13 protein-coding genes and 1 pseudogene are annotated in these 18,765 nt (G+C 46.7%); 8 read left to right on the plus strand and 6 right to left on the minus strand.

Going from position 1 to position 18,765, the window contains the following annotated elements:
* The first annotated feature begins 192 nt into the window (after window positions 1–192).
* The 3 genes from metB to ppc all read left to right on the plus strand — a co-directional run bounded on the left by metB (window position 193) and on the right by ppc (window position 7,139).
* The gene (gene metB, locus AYY16_RS16790) at window positions 193–1,353 is read left to right on the plus strand and encodes a cystathionine gamma-synthase (protein ID WP_067369253.1); all 1,161 of its coding nucleotides are present in this window, start codon (window positions 193–195) and stop codon (window positions 1,351–1,353) included.
* An 8-nt stretch (window positions 1,354–1,361) separates the two neighbouring features.
* Window positions 1,362–3,800 (plus strand): bifunctional aspartate kinase/homoserine dehydrogenase II, encoded by a 2,439-nt coding sequence (locus AYY16_RS16795; RefSeq protein WP_067369255.1) that lies wholly within the window; start codon window positions 1,362–1,364, stop codon window positions 3,798–3,800.
* Between the two features lie 705 nt (window positions 3,801–4,505).
* Entirely contained in the window at window positions 4,506–7,139 is a 2,634-nt protein-coding gene (gene ppc, locus AYY16_RS16800) for a phosphoenolpyruvate carboxylase (protein WP_067369258.1), read from the plus strand.
* Window positions 7,140–7,491: 352 nt separating this feature from the next.
* Here ppc and AYY16_RS21260 read toward each other — a convergent pair whose 3' ends face one another.
* The 3 genes from AYY16_RS21260 to AYY16_RS21810 form a co-directional block, all read right to left on the minus strand.
* Complete coding sequence (locus AYY16_RS21260; RefSeq protein WP_268874163.1) at window positions 7,492–7,662, minus strand: MerR family transcriptional regulator; 171 nt, start codon at window positions 7,660–7,662, stop codon at window positions 7,492–7,494.
* Between the two features lie 237 nt (window positions 7,663–7,899).
* Window positions 7,900–8,241, minus strand: coding sequence for a helix-turn-helix domain-containing protein (locus AYY16_RS16805; protein ID WP_067369261.1), 342 nt, complete (start codon window positions 8,239–8,241; stop codon window positions 7,900–7,902).
* Window positions 8,242–8,303: 62 nt separating this feature from the next.
* Window positions 8,304–8,510: a YdgH/BhsA/McbA family protein gene (locus tag AYY16_RS21810; RefSeq protein ID WP_082970793.1), complete on the minus strand. Its 207-nt coding sequence runs from the start codon at window positions 8,508–8,510 to the stop codon at window positions 8,304–8,306.
* A gap of 333 nt (window positions 8,511–8,843) precedes the next feature.
* Here AYY16_RS21810 and AYY16_RS16810 point away from each other — a divergent pair, with 333 nt between their 5' ends.
* The 5 genes and pseudogenes from AYY16_RS16810 to AYY16_RS21270 all read left to right on the plus strand — a co-directional run bounded on the left by AYY16_RS16810 (window position 8,844) and on the right by AYY16_RS21270 (window position 14,004).
* Window positions 8,844–9,644, plus strand: coding sequence for an efflux RND transporter periplasmic adaptor subunit (locus tag AYY16_RS16810; RefSeq protein WP_235846339.1), 801 nt, complete (start codon window positions 8,844–8,846; stop codon window positions 9,642–9,644).
* Window positions 9,645–9,648: 4 nt separating this feature from the next.
* Window positions 9,649–10,071 carry an efflux RND transporter periplasmic adaptor subunit gene (locus AYY16_RS21265; protein ID WP_235846340.1) on the plus strand — a complete coding sequence of 141 codons (423 nt, stop codon included), beginning with the start codon at window positions 9,649–9,651 and terminating at the stop codon, window positions 10,069–10,071.
* A pseudogene (locus tag AYY16_RS16815) lies at window positions 10,071–13,221 on the plus strand (efflux RND transporter permease subunit). Before AYY16_RS21265 ends, AYY16_RS16815 begins: the two are co-directional and overlap by 1 nt.
* Window positions 13,222–13,351: 130 nt before the next feature.
* Entirely contained in the window at window positions 13,352–13,798 is a 447-nt protein-coding gene (cueR, locus tag AYY16_RS16820; RefSeq protein WP_067369264.1) for a Cu(I)-responsive transcriptional regulator, read from the plus strand.
* Between the two features lie 71 nt (window positions 13,799–13,869).
* A complete protein-coding gene (locus AYY16_RS21270; RefSeq protein ID WP_459562092.1) occupies window positions 13,870–14,004 on the plus strand; it encodes a heavy-metal-associated domain-containing protein in 135 nt (44 codons plus the stop codon).
* A 137-nt stretch (window positions 14,005–14,141) separates the two neighbouring features.
* Here AYY16_RS21270 and AYY16_RS16830 read toward each other — a convergent pair whose 3' ends face one another.
* The 3 genes from AYY16_RS16830 to argE all read right to left on the minus strand — a co-directional run bounded on the left by AYY16_RS16830 (window position 14,142) and on the right by argE (window position 18,697).
* Window positions 14,142–15,989 carry an autotransporter outer membrane beta-barrel domain-containing protein gene (locus tag AYY16_RS16830; protein WP_082970790.1) on the minus strand — a complete coding sequence of 616 codons (1,848 nt, stop codon included), beginning with the start codon at window positions 15,987–15,989 and terminating at the stop codon, window positions 14,142–14,144.
* Window positions 15,990–16,348: 359 nt separating this feature from the next.
* Window positions 16,349–17,251: a methylenetetrahydrofolate reductase gene (gene metF / locus AYY16_RS16835; RefSeq protein ID WP_067369267.1), complete on the minus strand. Its 903-nt coding sequence runs from the start codon at window positions 17,249–17,251 to the stop codon at window positions 16,349–16,351.
* Window positions 17,252–17,536: 285 nt separating this feature from the next.
* The gene (argE, locus tag AYY16_RS16840; protein ID WP_067369269.1) at window positions 17,537–18,697 is read right to left on the minus strand and encodes an acetylornithine deacetylase; all 1,161 of its coding nucleotides are present in this window, start codon (window positions 18,695–18,697) and stop codon (window positions 17,537–17,539) included.
* Window positions 18,698–18,765: the final 68 nt, after the last annotated feature.

An 18,765-nucleotide genomic window follows, 5' to 3' on the forward strand; every position in this document is an offset into this window, starting at 1 on the left:
ATTACCTTGCTATATTAGTCAGTTTAGGAGGAGCCGGGTACGGGATCGCACCAGACTGATGACATTATTATTCTGTTATTATCCCACTTGTATATCTAACCGTAAAGCAGCATAGATGTCCAGACATATTGACGTCTAAATAAGCTGAGGATATGCTGATATCTCATTCAGGTTATTGAGAGGAACAGCGGTATGACGCGCAAACCTGCCACTGCGGCAATACATAACGGACTTAATGAGGAGCACCAGTTTGGCTGTGTTGTGCCGCCGGTTTATCTCTCATCAACCTATAATTTTCCGGAATTTGACTGCCCGCGTGAGCATGACTATTCGCGCCGTGGCAATCCCGGACGGGATATTACCGGGCGCACACTGGCAGAGCTGGAAGGGGGAGCCGGGGCAGTCGTGACCAGCAGCGGCATGTCAGCGCTGCACCTGCTGTTTACCGTTTTTTTGTCACCGGGCGATGTGATTGTCGCACCTCATGACTGTTACGGCGGTACTTACCGGTTGCTGGACAGTTGTCAGCAGCACGGGCATTTTTCTGTCCGTTTTACGGATATGAATGATGATGCCGCGCTTAGTGCTGCACTGGCGGAAAAACCAAAACTGGTATTGATTGAAACGCCGGGTAATCCGTTGCTGCGGATAACGGATATTGCGGCGGTCAGTGAAAAAGCGCATCAGGCGGGTGCACTGGTTGCGGCAGATAATACGTTTCTGAGCCCGGTGTTACAGCAGCCGCTGGCGCTGGGGGCGGATTTTGTTATTCACTCCTGCACAAAATATCTGAACGGACATTCTGATGTGGTGGCAGGTGTGGTGATTGCCGCGTCAGAAGCGTATACCGAAACACTGAGCTGGTGGGCGAATAATATCGGCGTTACGCTCGGCGCGTTTGATAGTTATCTGCTGTTGCGCGGAATACGCACATTGGTTCCGCGTATCCGGTTGCAGGAGGAAAATGCCCGTGCCATTGTAGCTTGCCTGGCACAACAGCCGATGGTGAAAAAGATATATTATCCGGGACTGGAGACACATCCCGGGCATGCACTGGCAGCAAAACAGCAGAAAGGATTCGGTGCAATGCTCAGTTTTGACATTAATGGGGATAAAGCCACCATTTCCCGCTTTTTATCTCACCTGTCTCTCTTTACACTAGCAGAGTCATTAGGTGGCGTGGAAACGCTGATTTCCCACGCGGCGACCATGACACACGCAGGTATGCCGGAGCAGGCACGCAAGGCTGCGGGAATTTCAGATACATTATTACGTATTTCTGCGGGGATCGAGGACAGCGGTGATTTGACTGCGGCCCTGGAGCACGCATTTCAGTCAGTGACTAAGGGGTAAGGGTAACCATGAGTGCTTTGGCGATTGATGAGTCAGAAAAAGGGCGTCAGTTACATAAATTCGGCGGCAGCAGCCTGGCAGATGCAACATGCTATCTGCGCGTGGCGAATATTATGGCGAACTACAGTGAACCGGATGATTTGATGGTGGTGTCCGCAGCGGGCAGCACAACTAATCAGCTGATTAACTGGGTAAAACTGAGCCAGAGTGATCGCCTTGCTGCTCATCAGGCACAGGAAACCTTACACCGCTATCAGACCTCCCTTATCTGTGACTTGCTGCCTGAAGTTCAGGCAAACGTACTGATATTTCAGTTTACGGATGATATTAACCGGCTGGCAGCACTGCTGGACAATCCGCTGACAGATGCGGTTTATGCCGAAGTTGTCGGTCACGGTGAAGTCTGGTCAGCCCGGCTGATGGCGCAGGTATTACAAGAGCAGGGCATGGCGGCACAATGGCTGGATGCGCGGACATTCCTTTGCGCAGAGCGCGCGGCACAGCCCGAGGTGGATGCGGCACAGTCACAGCCGCTGCTGGCGGAACTGATGGCGCGCCATCCGGGCAAGCGGCTGGTGGTAACCGGGTTTATCTCCCGTAACCGGCAGGGTGAAACAGTACTGCTTGGTCGTAACGGTAGTGACTATTCTGCAACTCAGGTTGGTGCGCTGGCGGGCGTGAAAAAAGTCACTATCTGGAGTGATGTGGCGGGTGTTTACAGCTCAGACCCGCGCAAAGTCAAAGATGCCTGTCTGCTGCCGCTGCTGCGCCTCGATGAAGCCAGTGAACTGGCGCGCCTTGCCGCCCCGGTGCTGCATACCCGTACGCTGCAACCTGTCTCTGCCAGTGATATCGACCTCCAGTTGCGGTGCAGTTATCAGCCGGAGCAGGGCTCGACAAAAATTGAACGCGTGCTGGCCTCCGGAACCGGTGCGAAAATCGTGACGAATCATGATGATGTCTGTCTTATTGATATCCGTCTGCCCGCCGGGGAAAATGCCAAAACGCGTTATAAAAGTATTGATCTGCTGCTTAAACGCAGCCAGATCCGCCCGCTGGCTGTCGGGTTACATAATGACGATAATCTTATTCAGCTCAGCTATACATCAGAAATTGCGGACAGCGCACTGCATGTGCTGGAGAGCGCAGGATTACCCGGCACGCTGACTCTGCGGGACGGATTTGCGCTGGTGGCGCTGGTCGGCGCGGGTGTCTGCAAAAATCTGCTGCACTATCACCGTTTTTATCAGCAGCTCAAAGACCAGCCGGTGGAATTTATCTGGCAGGCAGAAGACGGTATCAGCCTGGTGGCTATTCTGCGTACCCGTCAGACCGGACATGTTATCCAGGGATTACATCAGAGTCTGTTCCGCGCAGAGAAACAGATTGGCCTGATGGTCTTTGGTAAAGGCAATATCGGCAGCCGCTGGCTGGAATTGTTTGCACGCGAGCAGCGCAATCTTTCTGCCCGCAGCGGGTTTGAATTTATCCTGGCAGGTGTTGCGGACAGCAGCCGGGCGTTACTCAGCTATGACGGGCTGGATCCGAGCCGTGCGCTGGCGTTCTTCAATGAAGAAGCCGAACCTTTTGCCGATGAAGAGTCGCTGTATCTGTGGATGCGCAACCATCCGTTTGATGACCTCGTTATTATCGACTTAACCGCAAGTCAGACACTGGCAGACAGTTACGCCGATTTTGCGGCATACGGTTTTCATGTTATCAGTGCCAATAAAATTGCCGGGGCAGCCAAAACCCGGGAATACCGGCAGATCCGCGATGCATTCCGTAAAACCGGGCGTCACTGGCTGTATAACGCAACAGTGGGCGCGGGGTTGCCGATCAACCACTGTGTACGGGATCTGCATGAAAGCGGCGACAGTATTCTGGCGATCAGCGGGATCTTCTCCGGCACGCTTTCCTGGTTGTTCCTGCAATTTGACGGCTCAGTGCCGTTCAGTGAGCTGGTCGAGCAGGCGTGGCAGCAGGGTCTGACAGAGCCGGACCCACGGATTGATTTGTCCGGGCAGGATGTTATGCGCAAACTGATTATCCTGGCGCGTGAAGCAGGATATGAAATTGAGCCGGAAGATGTCCGTGTGGAATCGCTTGTGCCGCAGGAGGCACGAAGCGGCAATACGGATCATTTCTTTGAAAATGTGACAGCAATGAATGAACAGATGGTTTGCCGCCTGGAAGCTGCCCGTGAAATGGATATGGTACTGCGCTATGTGGCGCGTTTTGATGCAAACGGCAAAGCGCGGGTTGGTGTGGAAGCCGTGCGTCCGGATCATCCGCTGGCATCGCTGTTGCCGGGAGATAATATTTTTGCTGTTGAAAGCCGCTGGTATCGCGATAACCCGCTGGTTATCCGCGGACCGGGTGCGGGGCGTGATGTTACCGCCGGTGCGATTCAGTCAGATTTAAACCGGCTGGCACAGTTACTGTGATGGCATATATCGAAAGGAAGTCCGAAAAAGAACAATAAAAGACAATTTGTTGCCATAACGGGAATTGTCTTATTAAATTTGCTGTTTAGTCTTGATATAAATAGCACATGGTGATGTTTCAAAACGGACATATGACCGTCACGGATGATGGCCACGACAGGATGTTGTGGTAAACGGATATGCACCGGATGTGCTTTCTCTGACAGGATGTCAGCTTCAGGACAGAAACGAACCCTGCGGGATACAATTAACGGAATTAATTGTATCCCGTTATTATTTTAAGCGCCGCCGCCACACAGACTAACCTCCTGATCTCCTTTCCCTCCTGAATTTTTTTACCTTGGTTCTGATTATTTATTCGTGTGCTGAATCGTTATTATTTTTGCCTTAATTCGCGATATCTGTCTGCGGGTTTAGTGTTTCCCTTTGATTATGCTGGTCAGACGGCGTTTTACCCGATATTGCGACATCTGCCCTTACTGCGTATTACATCTTCTGTGTAATTAAATCCGATAAAGTCCTTTCAAAGCCTGTTTTTTTTGATATGAATATAGGGCAAGAGATAATTGCAAGGGAACGGCGTCACAAAATAAAAATTAATCCGCCGTATAAAATCACGAAGATGTACAGGCTCGATAACTGCCGGATGAAGGTTCCTCAACCGGCGGTCATAGGATTCTGCCGTCAATAAGGGCCAGAGGTCGTATGAATCAACAATATTCTGCAATGCGCAGTAACGTCAGTATGCTTGGCAAGCTTCTCGGAGATACCATCAAAGAGGCGCAGGGTGAAGATATTCTGGAAAAAGTAGAATCCATCCGCAAGTTATCCAAAGCATCACAGACCGGTAATGAAATTCAGCGTCAGAAATTGCTGCTGACACTGCAAAATTTATCCAATGATGAACTGCTGCCGGTCGCCCGTGCATTCAACCAGTTCCTGAATTTAGCCAACGTTGCCGAGCAGTATCACAGCATTTCGCCGCACGGCGAAGCCGCCAGTAACCCGGTGGCGCTGGCCTCGTTGTTTGATCAACTGAAAGCAAAAAATTTCAGCAATGAAGAGATGCGTAAAGCCGTTGATTCGCTTTCCATCGAGCTGGTTCTGACCGCGCACCCGACTGAAATTGCCCGCCGCACATTGATTCACAAGCTGGTGGAGGTGAATACCTGCCTGGCCCAGCTGGACCATGATGATTTGGCGGATTATGAGCACGACCGAATTATGCGCCGACTGCGCCAACTGGTGGCTCAGGCATGGCACACGGATGAAATCCGTAAAGATCGCCCTACGCCGATTGATGAAGCGAAATGGGGTTTTGCTGTTGTTGAAAACAGCCTGTGGGAAGGCGTACCGGCATTCCTGCGTGAGTTCAACGAGCAGCTGGAAGCGTCACTGGATTACAATCTTTCCGTGGAAGCCACGCCGATCCGCTTTACATCCTGGATGGGCGGTGACCGTGATGGTAACCCGAATGTAACGGCAGATATCACCCGCCATGTACTGTTGCTCAGTCGCTGGAAAGCGGCAGATCTCTTCTATAAAGATATTCAGGTTTTGGTCTCCGAGCTTTCCATGAGTGAGTGCTCACCTGCATTGCGTGAGCGTGTAGGCGAGGATGCCGCAGAGCCGTACCGCGTAATAACCAAACAATTGCGCGCCCGTCTGAAAAGCACACAGGATTACCTGGAGCGCCGTCTGGCAGGGGAACTGGCTATTGAGCCGGATAACCTGATGACAGACAACGAAGAGCTGTGGGAGCCGCTGTATCTGTGCTATCAGTCTCTTGTGCAGTGCGGCATGAAGATTATTGCTAACGGACAATTACTGGATACACTGCGCCGCATCCGCTGTTTCGGGCTGCAACTGGTGCGTATTGATGTGCGCCAGGAAAGCACCCGTCATACAGAAGCGCTTTCTGAACTGACACAATTCCTCGGACTGGGCGATTATGCTGCCTGGCCGGAAGAGGAAAAACAGGAATTCTTGCTGCGCGAGCTGCAATCCAAACGTCCGCTCGTGCCGCTTAACTGGCAGTGCAGCAACGAAACCCGCGAAGTGTTTGATACCTGCCGCGTGATCGCCGAATCACCGGAAAACTCTGTGGCATCCTATGTTATTTCGATGGCGAAAGTGCCATCTGATGTACTGGCGGTCAAACTTCTGCTTAAAGAGTCGGGTTGTCCGGTCACATTACCGGTGGCGCCGCTGTTTGAAACGCTTGATGACCTGAATAATGCGGAAAGCGTGATAACCCGCCTGATGAGCATTGAGTGGTATCGTAATCTGATCAGTGACCAGCAGATGGTGATGATTGGCTATTCGGATTCCGCCAAAGATGCCGGTGTGATGGCAGCGTCCTGGGCACAATACCGCGCACAGGATGCATTGATTAAAGTCTGCGAACGTGAAGAGGTAACACTCACCCTGTTCCACGGACGCGGGGGCACTATCGGACGCGGGGGCGCGCCTGCACACGCAGCACTGCTTTCACAGCCGCCGGGAAGCCTGAAGGGCGGACTGCGTGTCACTGAGCAGGGCGAAATGATCCGCTTTAAGTTTGGTTTGCCACAGGTCACTATCAGCAGCCTGGCTATGTATGCCAGCGCAAGCCTGGAAGCTAATCTTCTGCCGCCGCCGGAGCCAAAACCGGAATGGGCTGTGATTATGGAAAGGCTCTCAGAAGTATCTTGTGACATGTATCGTGACTATGTTCGCGAGCAGCCGGATTTTGTCCCGTACTTCCGCTCGGCAACACCGGAGCAGGAACTGGGCAAACTGCCGCTGGGTTCGCGTCCGGCAAAACGCCGTCCGACCGGTGGCGTGGAAACACTCCGTGCTATTCCGTGGATTTTTGCCTGGTCGCAAAACCGTCTGATGCTGCCGGCCTGGCTGGGTGCGGGTGCCGCATTGCAGACCGCGGTGGATGAAGGTAATCAGCGCGTACTGGAAGAGATGTATCACCAGTGGCCGTTCTTTAAAACCCGGGTTGCGATGCTGGAAATGGTGTTTGCAAAAGTCGATTTATGGCTGGCGGAATATTATGATCAGCGTCTGGTGGAGCCACGTTTGTGGCCGCTGGGTCAAAAATTACGTGACCAGTTATCACAGGATATTAAGAGTGTCCTGACCATCTCCAAAGATGAGTGTCTGATGGCTGACCTGCCGTGGATTGCCGAATCAATTGCACTGCGTAATGTCTATACGGACCCGCTGAATGTTCTCCAGGCAGAGCTTCTGCATCGTTCACGCGAATGTGAACAGTCCGATCCGCAGGTAGAACAAGCGCTGATGGTGACTATCGCAGGTATTGCTGCCGGAATGCGAAATACCGGTTAGTTCATGTTTGTGTTTGGAAGATAACAGGGAATACCTGTTACATGGAATGCCGGTCAGTTAAACTGACTGGCATTTTTTTTATGATAATTTCGTTAGTTATCCGGCACAACGTTATAATGATTAAATATCTATAGATAAAAGATTTTTTTATTATTCCGCATTTATTACTGGCCTCTATTTCATTACTATGTTCCTGTAAGTTGATAAGGTCTTTTTCTAATTGCTTTAACCGCTTAATATTTTTTTCGTATTTCAGATAAGTGACTGACAATAACTTCTTCCACTAAGGCACAATCATCTTTATTGTTATCAATGAGATTTAATAGTTTTTTTAATCTCGCGATGGGACATATTAAGGCTTCGGCAATTTTTTTATAAATCGTAATCGTTCAATATGATTTTTGCTATAACTCCGGTAGTTATTATCCTTTCTGTTCGGAGGTAACATCAAACCTTCCCGTTCATAGAAGCGAATCGTTTCTCGTGGAATATTAAATAAATTCGACATATCACCTATTTTCATTATTTATTACCCGGGGTTTAATGTTGTTTTTTTTGATAAAAATAGTACTGATATAATTCTAATCCTTACCATCATTGTAAGGTCAAGAGGAAAGTAGAGTGATAATGAAATAAATTATTGTGATACATGCATGTATCATTTTTTTTATTATGACGGGTAAACAAAATGGTCACACAGGGTGTTTTGTGTATTTAATTTACCCGTAATTTAGTTTAATTTCCCGGTCATGGTTCAGCGTTATTTTGCATCTTGAATGACGTTGGGTATATACCTTGATAATATGTTTTTTCTATACTTTCCTGGTGTTAACTTCAGTATTCGCTTAAATGACCTGGTTAATTCCTGCTGGCTGTCAAAACCATATCTGACTGCGATATCCATGATTTTATCATCGGTTTCTTTCAGATCAGATGATACCTTCAGTAGTCTTCTTGTTAAAAGATACTCACCTAAACTAACCCCGACAACATTTTTAAATATCCGCTGAAAATGCCATTTTGAGTAACCTGCTTTATCAGATATTGTTTCAATATTAAGTGGCTTATCTACATTTTTTTTCAATCCAGATAAGAATGTCATTTACAATGTTTTTACGTAAGGCATTATTATCCATAGTTAATTTCCTTGTGAGCAGAGGAACGTTATTTATAAAATATCACATAGCCCCGCAGGTTTGTTTCCCCTCCCGCACCGATGATTTTATAATGGCTTGCTCCAAGGTGATTCGCCTTTTCAATAGCCAGGTATTCTATCGATTCCAGGTTGGAATCGCCTGTAAATGTTATTCTTGCTAGTACTGCATTATTGTTTTTAGCCGCTGTATTATTGTCAGTTCCGGTAAGTGATATCCTGTTTTTTTTCGGTTAGCCCGTTTGTATCTTGATTGACGGATTCAACTGCAGAGGCGATGCCCTGATAACTAAATAATCCCAGTACTAATACAGCAATGATTTTTTTTCATTTGTGATCCTGTTTTATTTGAAGGTAATATCATTTTGTAAGTGCATTAAAAACCTTAAAGTACATATAAGGTCAATGGTTTTTTTTATTTTACCTGTTCAGGCTCTGCACCCTGATTAAAACAGTTGACCTTACAGTGGCTGTAACCTTTACCCTTGCAAAGATCTTCTTCAACAGTATTTAAATTAATTATTAATTTATTTGATCAGGCAAGGTTTTTTATGAAAATGAAAATTGGTGTATATGCAACTATCTTTGCCGCCATTGCAATGGGTAACATTGCGGCTGCACAAGATAATAAAAATGAGAGTAAGCCGGAAAGCACGAGTGATATCATGCTTGCGAAAGTTCCTGTCGCAGAAGTTATCCAGCGGGATATTGTTCCTTTTTCTGAGTTTACCGGCTACCTGGCCGCACCCAAAATAGTGGAATTACGTCCCCGGGTCGGAGGTCGGATTAATTCCGTCAGCATTCCGGAAGGTCAGATTATTCAAAAAGGCGATCTGTTGTTCCTGATCGATCCTCAGCCTTTCCAAATCGCATTAGATAACGCTATTGGTCAGTTAAGTCAGGCTGAAGCATCCGCTTTACGGGCGAATAGTGATTATAACCGAATCAAAAAGCTTATTGATAAAGGCGTAGTTTCCCGTAAAGATTACGATGATGCACAGGCTAATCGTACTGTAAGCAATGCTCAGGTTAAATCAGCAAAAGCCGCTGTTGACGCGGCTAAATTAAATTTATCTTACACGCAGGTTAAAGCACCGATTACAGGCCGGGTTGACAGGGCACTTATTACAGAAGGAAATCTTGTTACCGGCGGTGATATTAACACGGCTACGTTATTAACGACGATTGTCTCAATTGATCCTGTATATGCCTACTTTGATATTGATGAAAAAACCTTTCATAAACTGTCAGCCATACAGGCTGAATCCGGAACAGATCAGGGTACAGAGCGTCCTTCTGTAAATATCAGTGTATCTGAGGAAAAAAAATTATCCTTATTCAGGTTCGCTTGATTTTATGAGCAACCAAATTGATCGTACTACGGGCACAGTCAAAGCCCGTGCGGTAGTTAAAAATAAAAATGGAACATTAATACCCGGTTCTTTTATTCGTGTCCAACTCCCTGTTGGTATTAAAACATCTTCAATATTGATTGATGACCAGGCTATTGGTTTTAATCAGGGCCAAAGCTATGTGCTGGTGATTGATAATAGTAATAAAGCGGTATACCGGCAAGTCGAACCGGGGGCGATGATTGATGGACTTCGGGTAATAAAGAGTGGTTTAGTCAAAGGTGAAAGGATCATTATTAAAGGCCTTGTCAGACCGGGAATGGAGGTCATGCCGGAGAATGTTCCGATGTATTTACCGGAGGCTGAGAATAATAACATCGGACAAAGTAGCGATAGCGTATTAAATGAAGCGGAGGGAAATCAATAATGAAGTTCTCTCATTTCTTTATACAGCGGCCAATTTTCGCCATTGTTTTATCCGTATTTATATTGATAGCCGGTATTCTCAGCGTTTTTAAATTACCCCTGAGTGAATATCCGGCAGTCACACCACCGACGGTTCAGGTTGTTGCAAGCTATCCGGGGGCAACACCAAAAGTTATTGCAGATACGGTTGCTTCACCAATAGAACAAGCCGTTAATGGTGTCGAAGGAATGCTCTATATGAGTTCCCAGATGTCGACTGACGGAAAAATGGTGTTAACCATTTCATTTAAGCAAGATGTTGACCCTGATATTGCTCAGATTCAGGTTCAGAATTTAGTATCAAGAGTTCTTCCCCGGTTACCTGAAGAGGTCAGAAATATAGGTGTTACGACAGAAAAAAACATCGCCGGATGTCCTTATGGTTGTTCATATGTATTCCCCTGAGGATGTTTACGACTCACTTTTTGTTTCTAACTATGCAATGTTAAATGTCCGCGATGAAATTGCCAAACTTTCCGGCGTTGCAAGCGCTGTTGTATGGGGCGAGGGGGAATATGCGATGCGGGTCTGGATAGATCCGACTAAAATTGCATCACTGGGGTTGACCGCAAATGATGTTACGGAGGCGATTCGTGAGCAAAATATTCAGGTTGCCACCGGCTCTGTCGGACAGCAGCCTGATACCACATCATCGTTTCAGATAAGTATTAATGCCCTCGGCAGACTTACAACAGAAGAGCAATTCGGCAATATTATTATCAAAGCCGGTGGAAATGGTCAGGTTACTTATCTGAAAGATATCGCGCGAATAGAGTTAGGTGCTGATAATTATTCATTACGCAGCCTCCTTGATGGAAAGAATGCCGTTGGTTTACAAATTGTTATGAGCCTAGGTGCGAATGCGTTAGATGTTTCTGCTTCTGTCCGGGCGACAATGGCTCGTTTACAAACTGATTTTATTGACGGGATCGATTATAAAATAGCGTATGACCCTACTGTATTTGTCAGTGCGTCATTAAAATCCGTCGCAATTACATTACTCGAAGCAACGATTCTGGTCGTGTTGGTTGTTGTGTTATTTTTGCAAAGCTGGCGGGCCTCGATTATTCCCCTCGTTGCTGTACCGGTTTCATTAATCGGTACATTTGCTTTTATGTATTTGTTTGGTTTTTCTTTAAATACCTTATCTCTGTTTGGTCTGGTTATTTCTATAGGGATAGTGGTTGATGATGCGATTGTTGTGGTTGAAAATGTAGAAAGGCATATTTCTGCGGGGTTAACACCTGAAAACGCTGCATTTAAAGCCATGAATGAAGTTACGGGGCCAATATTAGCAATAACATCTGTATTAGCTGCGGTATTTATTCCCACTGCCTTTTTATCAGGTTTACAGGGGGAGTTTTATCGCCAGTTTTCATTAACGATTGTTATCTCGACAGTAATATCTGCAATTAACTCATTAACGTTAGCACCGGCACTGTGTGCAATATTACTTAAACCACATAGTAAAAATGTAAAAGCAGACTGGTTAACACGGGTTATTAATCGTTTATTTGGTGGTTTTTTCGCCCGGTTTAATCACTTCTTTAATAAATTATCAGAAAAGTATGTTCAATTAGTCTGCCGTTGTATCCGGGGCAGTGTCATTATCGTCATTCTGTATATGGGATTTGCCGGGCTGACGGCGCTGGGCTTTAATGTCGTACCAAATGGATTTGTCCCTGCTCAGGATAAGTATTATTTAATTGGTGTCGCACAATTACCGCCGGGTTCTTCGCTCGACAGAACAGAGAATATGGTTAAAGAAATGTCCCGTATTGCACTTGAAGAACCCGGTGTTGAGCATGTGGTTGCATTTCCCGGCTTATCTGTGAATGGTCCGGTTAATATACCTAATTCAGCATTAATGTTTGCGATGCTTAAACCTTTTGACGAGCGCACTGACCCGTCTCTTTCAGCTAATGCTATTGCAGGCAGGTTGATGGGGAAATTCAGCGGGATACCTGACGGTTTTGCCGGTATTTTTCCGCCACCTCCGGTTCCCGGTTTAGGTTCTATGGGCGGTTTTAAAGTTCAGATAGAAGACAGAGCAGATCTCGGATTTGATGCGTTAGCAAAAGTGCAGGAGACGATTTTAATGAAAGCGATGCAGGCGCCTGAACTTACGGGAATGATGGCAAGCTTTCAGACTAACTCACCGCAAATAGATGTTGATATAGACCGGGTGAAAGCTAAATCGCAAGGTGTGACATTAACGGATATTTTTGATGCACTGCAAATCAATCTCGGGTCATTATATGTGAATGATTTTAACCGGTTTGGCCGGACGTATCGCGTGATTGTTCAGGCGGATACATTATTCAGAATGGACTCTGAAAATATTCAGTTACTGAAGGTGCGCAATAAAGACGGCGATATGATCCCGCTCGGGACATTAGTTAAAATTACGCGGACAACCGGACCTGACCGTATTATTCACTATAATGGCTTCCCGTCAGTCGATATTACAGGGAACTCAGCTCCCGGTTATACCTCCGGTCAGGCAACTGACGCGATTGAAAAAATTCTGCGTGAAACATTGCCTGAAGGAATGACCTATGAATGGACAGATCTGACTTATCAGGAACAATTATCAGGAAATTCAGCATTATATATTTTCCCGCTGGCCGTTTTCTTTGCCTTCCTGATCCTTGCTGCCCAATATAACAGCTGGGCTTTACCCTTCTCGGTCTTACTGATAGCGCCGATGGCATTGCTTTCAGCGATTGCCGGTGTATGGCTGTTTAATGGTGATAATAATGTCTTTACGCAAATTGCATTTATTGTGCTTGTTGGTCTTGCCGCTAAGAACGCAATATTAATTGTGGAGTTTGCTATTGCTCAGGAGAAGCAGGGTGCTGATCCCGTTGCTGCGGTATCAGAAGCTGCGCATCTGCGGTTACGCCCGATACTAATGACATCATTTGCTTTTATTGCCGGCGTTATTCCGTTGGTTTTTGCAAGCGGTGCGGGCTCTGAAATGAGGCAGGCGATGGGTATTGCCGTATTCTCAGGCATGCTGGGGGTAACATTATTCGGATTGTTACTGACACCTGTTTTTTACGTTATTGTCCGTAAACGGAAAGCCGGAACGCGCGCACAAGAAATATAATGTAATTATCTGATTATAGTAAAATTCACCAGACATCGGATGTCTGGTGAATTAATAATTAAAAAACATCTTGACCTTACCCTTAAGGTAAAGCTTAGGCTCTGACTTAATAATTTATTGGGGGGACATTATGAATATCGGTCAGGCGGCTAAACTCGCTAATATCTCAGCAAAGATGATTCGTTATTACGAACAGACCGGTTTAATTCCGAAAGCAAATCGCTCTGATTCAGGATACCGGCGTTATAGTTTATCGGATGTGGAAAGTTTTCATCTTATCCGTCGTGCCCGCGATCTTGGTTTTTCTACAGATCAAATCTCTGCACTTTTACTCTTATGGCGCGACAGTGACCGCACCAGCGCAAATGTCAAAGAGATGGCACTTACTCACCTGTCTGAATTAAAAAAGAAAATCACAGAACTACAGGATATGGCTCAAACACTTGAGCAACTGACTCAACATTGCAGCGGTAATAATCAGCCGGACTGCCCGATTATAACAAGCTTAACTGAACCGGTTATGAATACTGAGAAGAATACATCGCGGAGCACCCGGTTTGGTCGTCGTCTTAATTAAAAACCAGTTGACCTTACTATGCTGGTAAGCCTTACCTTAATTATGAAATTACGAATAATCAGGAGAGAAAAATGATTAGTTTTACTATACCGAACATGACTTGCGGCGGTTGTGCTAAATCAGTGACAAAAGCATTATCAGATGTGGATGGGCAGGCACTGATAGAGACTAAGCCGGCAACAAGAACAGTGAAAATTAAAAAGTAATATCGCAGAAAGTACTTTCCGCACAGCACTCAGTGCTGCCGGATATCCGGCTGATCCGGTGTAATCCAAAATAATATTACTGCCGGGTTATTCCCTGTAAAAATGAATTTCCCGGCATTTTTGTTTACATCAGAAAATCAGAAACGCACACGGAAACCGACATCTGCACGCAGAGGGGTTTCAGTTTTATTACCGTTCAGATAGTTGATTTCTGTATAAAATGCAGCCTGTGGAGTGATCTGTGCATCCAGACCTAAACCGTATTTACCGGTGCTGCCGGAGAAATCATTGCTGACGGTATTCGTCCGGTTAATTGTCACATCATTCTCTTTTGTGAATTCATGGACAATCGCCAGGCGGGCATAGGGTTTCAGTACTGCACTGTTTACATCAAATGATGTGCTGATTAATGTCCCCGCTTCACCCTGCAAACTGTCTGCGCTGTGAACATCTGCACGCATCCCGTTATTCAGTTCATAATCTGCACTGCCGATACGGGCATATTGCAGTTTGCCGTAAGGCTGTACTGTCAGTGCCGGAACAACTTCGTAGTTAAATCCGCTCTCGATTGTCGCGGTGAATGCGTTCTGGTGATAATCACCGCGCGCAGAACTGCCGTTTTTCATCCGACCGTTGTTTTCATTGTCCAGGCGGTTACCTTTGAGCATTCCGTCGGCATAGAAACCATTGTCATGCAGATAAGTTGCATAGAGCCCGCCGTGGTAACTTTCAACTGTTCCGCTGCCATAGTTATCCGTGCTGACTTTTGTCCGGCTGAAACCTGTGAATACGCCGACAAGCACAGTGGCGTCATCCAGACGCAATGGTTTATCCACCCCGATTTGTACGCCATCGAGTTTGTTTTTAAATGAGGTGTTGAGTTTATCATTCAGGCGGGTGTCATCGTGCAGGTAGCGCGTCCATAACCCGTAACCATGTTGCGGATTGCTGTAGTAATTCCCCAGACGCTGTTGCAGAGAAACTGATTCTGCCTGTAATACCTGGCGCGGTGCGGCAGCCATTGCCATAACACCTTTGGCGCTGTAACTCAGAACCGGTGCGGTTGTGCCGTTGTCGCCGTTTCCGTTATCAGTACCGGTATCAGTGTCTTTATCGCCTTTGCGTTTACCCTGTAAATACCAGTCGGTTTTTTCACCATCCTGTTTTTTCTTCAGAGAGTACTGATAGGTTCCGACTTCAACTGTCTGGTCTTTATTTGTCAGACGGAATGCCGCATCACCGCTGTTAACGTGAACGATATTAAGATCAGTTGCTTTTACCGGATCTGAACCGGTGTCCCTGACATTAATACCGAAATTACCGGTAGCGTGTTTGCTGATATTAATAAAGTCACCCCAGCCATTTGCCAGTTCAGTTGTGAGCAGAAAATCACCCTGTCCGGATAAATTACCGATCTCAACGCGATTTGGCTGGGCGGCAGGATAATACGGAGCCGTGATTATTTGTCCGCCCTGCATTTCCAGGGTCTGAATTGTCGTTATTAATGGTTTGCCTGATTTATCCGGGGTAGGGGCAAAGATACTTTCGTCAGAATCTTCGTCATATCCATCCGGTACGTGCCAGACAGGTGCAATTTGTAATTCACCCGCCAGACGGAGATGATTTACCGATACATCACCGGATTTCACCAGATTGTTTGTTGTCACATTGATATCAGTTGAATCATTATTATAGATATCAGCAGCAGCGCCTTTTTCTATTACAAGTAAACCGCCTGAAATACTTTCCGGTCCGAAGGTGATTTCCGCACCATTTTTTACCGTTGTTGTTCCTGCCAGTGTCCCGCCGTCGACAAATAAAGAGCCACCTTGTACGACAGTAGTACCAGTTGCAGTTTCGCCGCTGTTGATGGTCTGGCTGTTATCCTTCCCGACTATAGTGTCCTGTATATTTGCGGCTATTGCCCCTACAGAATACCCTGCCAATGCGGCTTCAATTAAACACACTAAAACTAATTTTTTCATATTGATTCTGACCTGCGGATGTTGTGCGGCGGAGCCCGTCACACTGAGAGAAAGTGAAATACGACAAATTTTCTTATGAAATGACTGCGTATTTTCAGCTTGTTTGGCAGGAAGGTGAATAGGTGATTTTACGTAAATGCGCCTTGGGTGAGATAATCAGTAAGATGTGCTGTAACGATGATGATGCTCAGATGTTTGAGTTGGGCTGGTGAAATAAAAATCAACTATACAAAATAAATTAACGATATCCTTGGTTACCCAATGATATCGCTATATATCCTTATTCATTCAAACTGCAGGTTCGTTGGCTGCATCCTGAATGACGTTGGGTATAGTTATTCAGGATGTGAATGATTTTCTTATGCCACACAGGCTACCGCAGGGCGGACACCTAAAGTGTGGCAGATTGCATAAGTCAGCTCAGCGCGGTTCAGGGTGTAAAAATGGAAATCTTTCACGCCTTCGCGGCTGAGAATCTTCACCATCTCCATCGCAACCGATGCACCAACCAGTTTGCGTGACTCCGGGTCATCATCCAGCCCTTCAAACATGTTACCGAGCCAGCCCGGAATGCGCACGTTGGTCATACCGGCAAAACGTTGTAACTGTTTGAAATTGGATACCGGCAGTATCCCCGGAACAATTTCCACATCAATTCCTGCGGCGGCACAGCGGTCGCGAAAGCGCAGATAAGTGCTGACATCAAAGAAAAATTGCGTGATAGCGCGGTCTGCCCCGGCATCGATTTTCTTTTTGAGATTAATCAAGTCTGCCTGCGCGCTGCGTGCTTCCGGATGCACTTCCGGGTAAGCGGCGACTGAAATATCAAAATCGGCGACCGATTTTAACAAATTGACCAGGTCGGCGGCATACATATCCGGTTTGCGGCTGTTATCCGGCAAATCGCCGCGCAGTGCCACAATATGGCGGATGCCGTTATCCCAGTAATCTTTTGCGATGGTTTTCAGTTCATCGCGGGTGGCATCAATACAGGTCAGATGCGGCACGGCAATCAGCCCGGTTTTTTCTTTGATCCCTTTGATCACGGAGTGTGTGCGGTCGCGCTCGCCGGAATTTGCTCCGTAAGTCACAGAGACAAATTTAGGTTTCAGAACACTGAGGCGCTCAATAGACTGCCACAGTGTGTTTTCCATTTCCGGTGTGCCCGGGGGGAAAAACTCAAAAGATACTTCCACGCGGCCGGCTAATTCTGCCAGATTTTGGTTCAGTGCCTCGTGCTGGTCAACGTGTAAAAAACTCATCTTTGCCCCCGATGTCATCCGTCCGTGGTAAATATACCCTTATTCATTCGAACGCAGATTTGTTGACTGCATCTTGAATGACGTTGGGCGTATGTTCCGGTACGTTATTTTTGAATGTCTATACGTTTAGACGTCTAGATGTAGATTAAGGGATGAATTGGTTAAACGTCAACCATTAATTGACACAGTGCGGGTGAGGTTTTCGCAATAAGATGATGAAGAAAATTCATGATGGGATCATGACAGAATAAAGATGCGGACAGGCAGCCCTGTCCGCAAGGAAGGTTACTCAGCCGTTTTCAGGCAGAAATGGGTGACGAGTTGGGTCAGCAATTCGCGGGTTGGCTCAATAAAACGGGTGTCGAGAAACTCATCAGGCTGATGCGCCTGCTCAATTGACCCGGGACCGAGCACCAGTGTCGGGCAGAGATCCTGAATAAACGGCGCTTCAGTGCAATAGTTCACTGTCTGTGCTTTTTCTCCGAGCAGGCTTTCAATCACCCCGACCATTTTATGATCTGTCGGGCAGGCATAGCCCGGAATCGGCTCATGCAGTGCCTCAATAGCAAGACGCCCCGGCCAGCGCTGTTTTACCGGCTCGAGTGTTGCATTCAGCATCTCATCAATATCACTGAGTGTCATACCCGGCAGCGGACGGATATCCATGTGTAATTCACAGCAGCCACAGATTCGGTTTGCTGCATCACCACCGTGAATATGACCAAAATTCATGGTCGGATACGGAATAACAAATGCCGGGTTATTAAATTTTTCTTTCAGCTGATTACGCAGACCCATCAGATGCGTGATCGACTCATTCATCAGCTCAATTGCATTCACCCCGCGATCAGGGTCACTGGAGTGACCGGACTGCCCGGTAATGCGGATAGCATTGGAAAGATGCCCTTTGTGCGCGCGCACCGGTTGCAGCGAGGTCGGCTCGCCGATAATGGCGAAAGACGGGCGGATAGCCGCATTTGCTGCAAAATAGCGCGCTCCTGCCATTGTTGTCTCTTCATCCGCGGTCGCGAGGATATACAAAGGATGCTGTAAATCACGCACGTTAATATCACGCACTGCGTCAAGGATAAACGCGAAAAACCCTTTCATATCCGCAGTGCCCAGCCCGTAAAGCTTGTTGTCCTGCTCTGTCAGCGTGAAGGGATCTTTGCTCCAGCGACCCTCATCAAATGGCACAGTATCGGTATGACCGCACAGTAATAATCCGCCGTCACCGTCACCCAGGCTGGCTAACAAATTGAATTTCCCCCGTGTTTCCGGCACCGGCTGAACTTCAACATCAAATCCCAGGGTTTCAAACCAGGCAGCCAATAAATTAATAACCGTCTCGTTGCTTTGATCCGCTTCAGACTCTGTTGAACTGATGGAGGGGGCAGCAATCAGCTGACGATAAATCTCAATAAATGCAGGTAATTTAATATTCACTGTTGACAGCCTTTATCCATGATAGTATCAATATTAATGCAGTTTATGTGAATAAAAATACATTGTTT

It is taken from the genome of Morganella psychrotolerans, assembly GCF_001676155.1.
Taxonomy (GTDB): Bacteria; Pseudomonadota; Gammaproteobacteria; order Enterobacterales; family Enterobacteriaceae; genus Morganella; species Morganella psychrotolerans.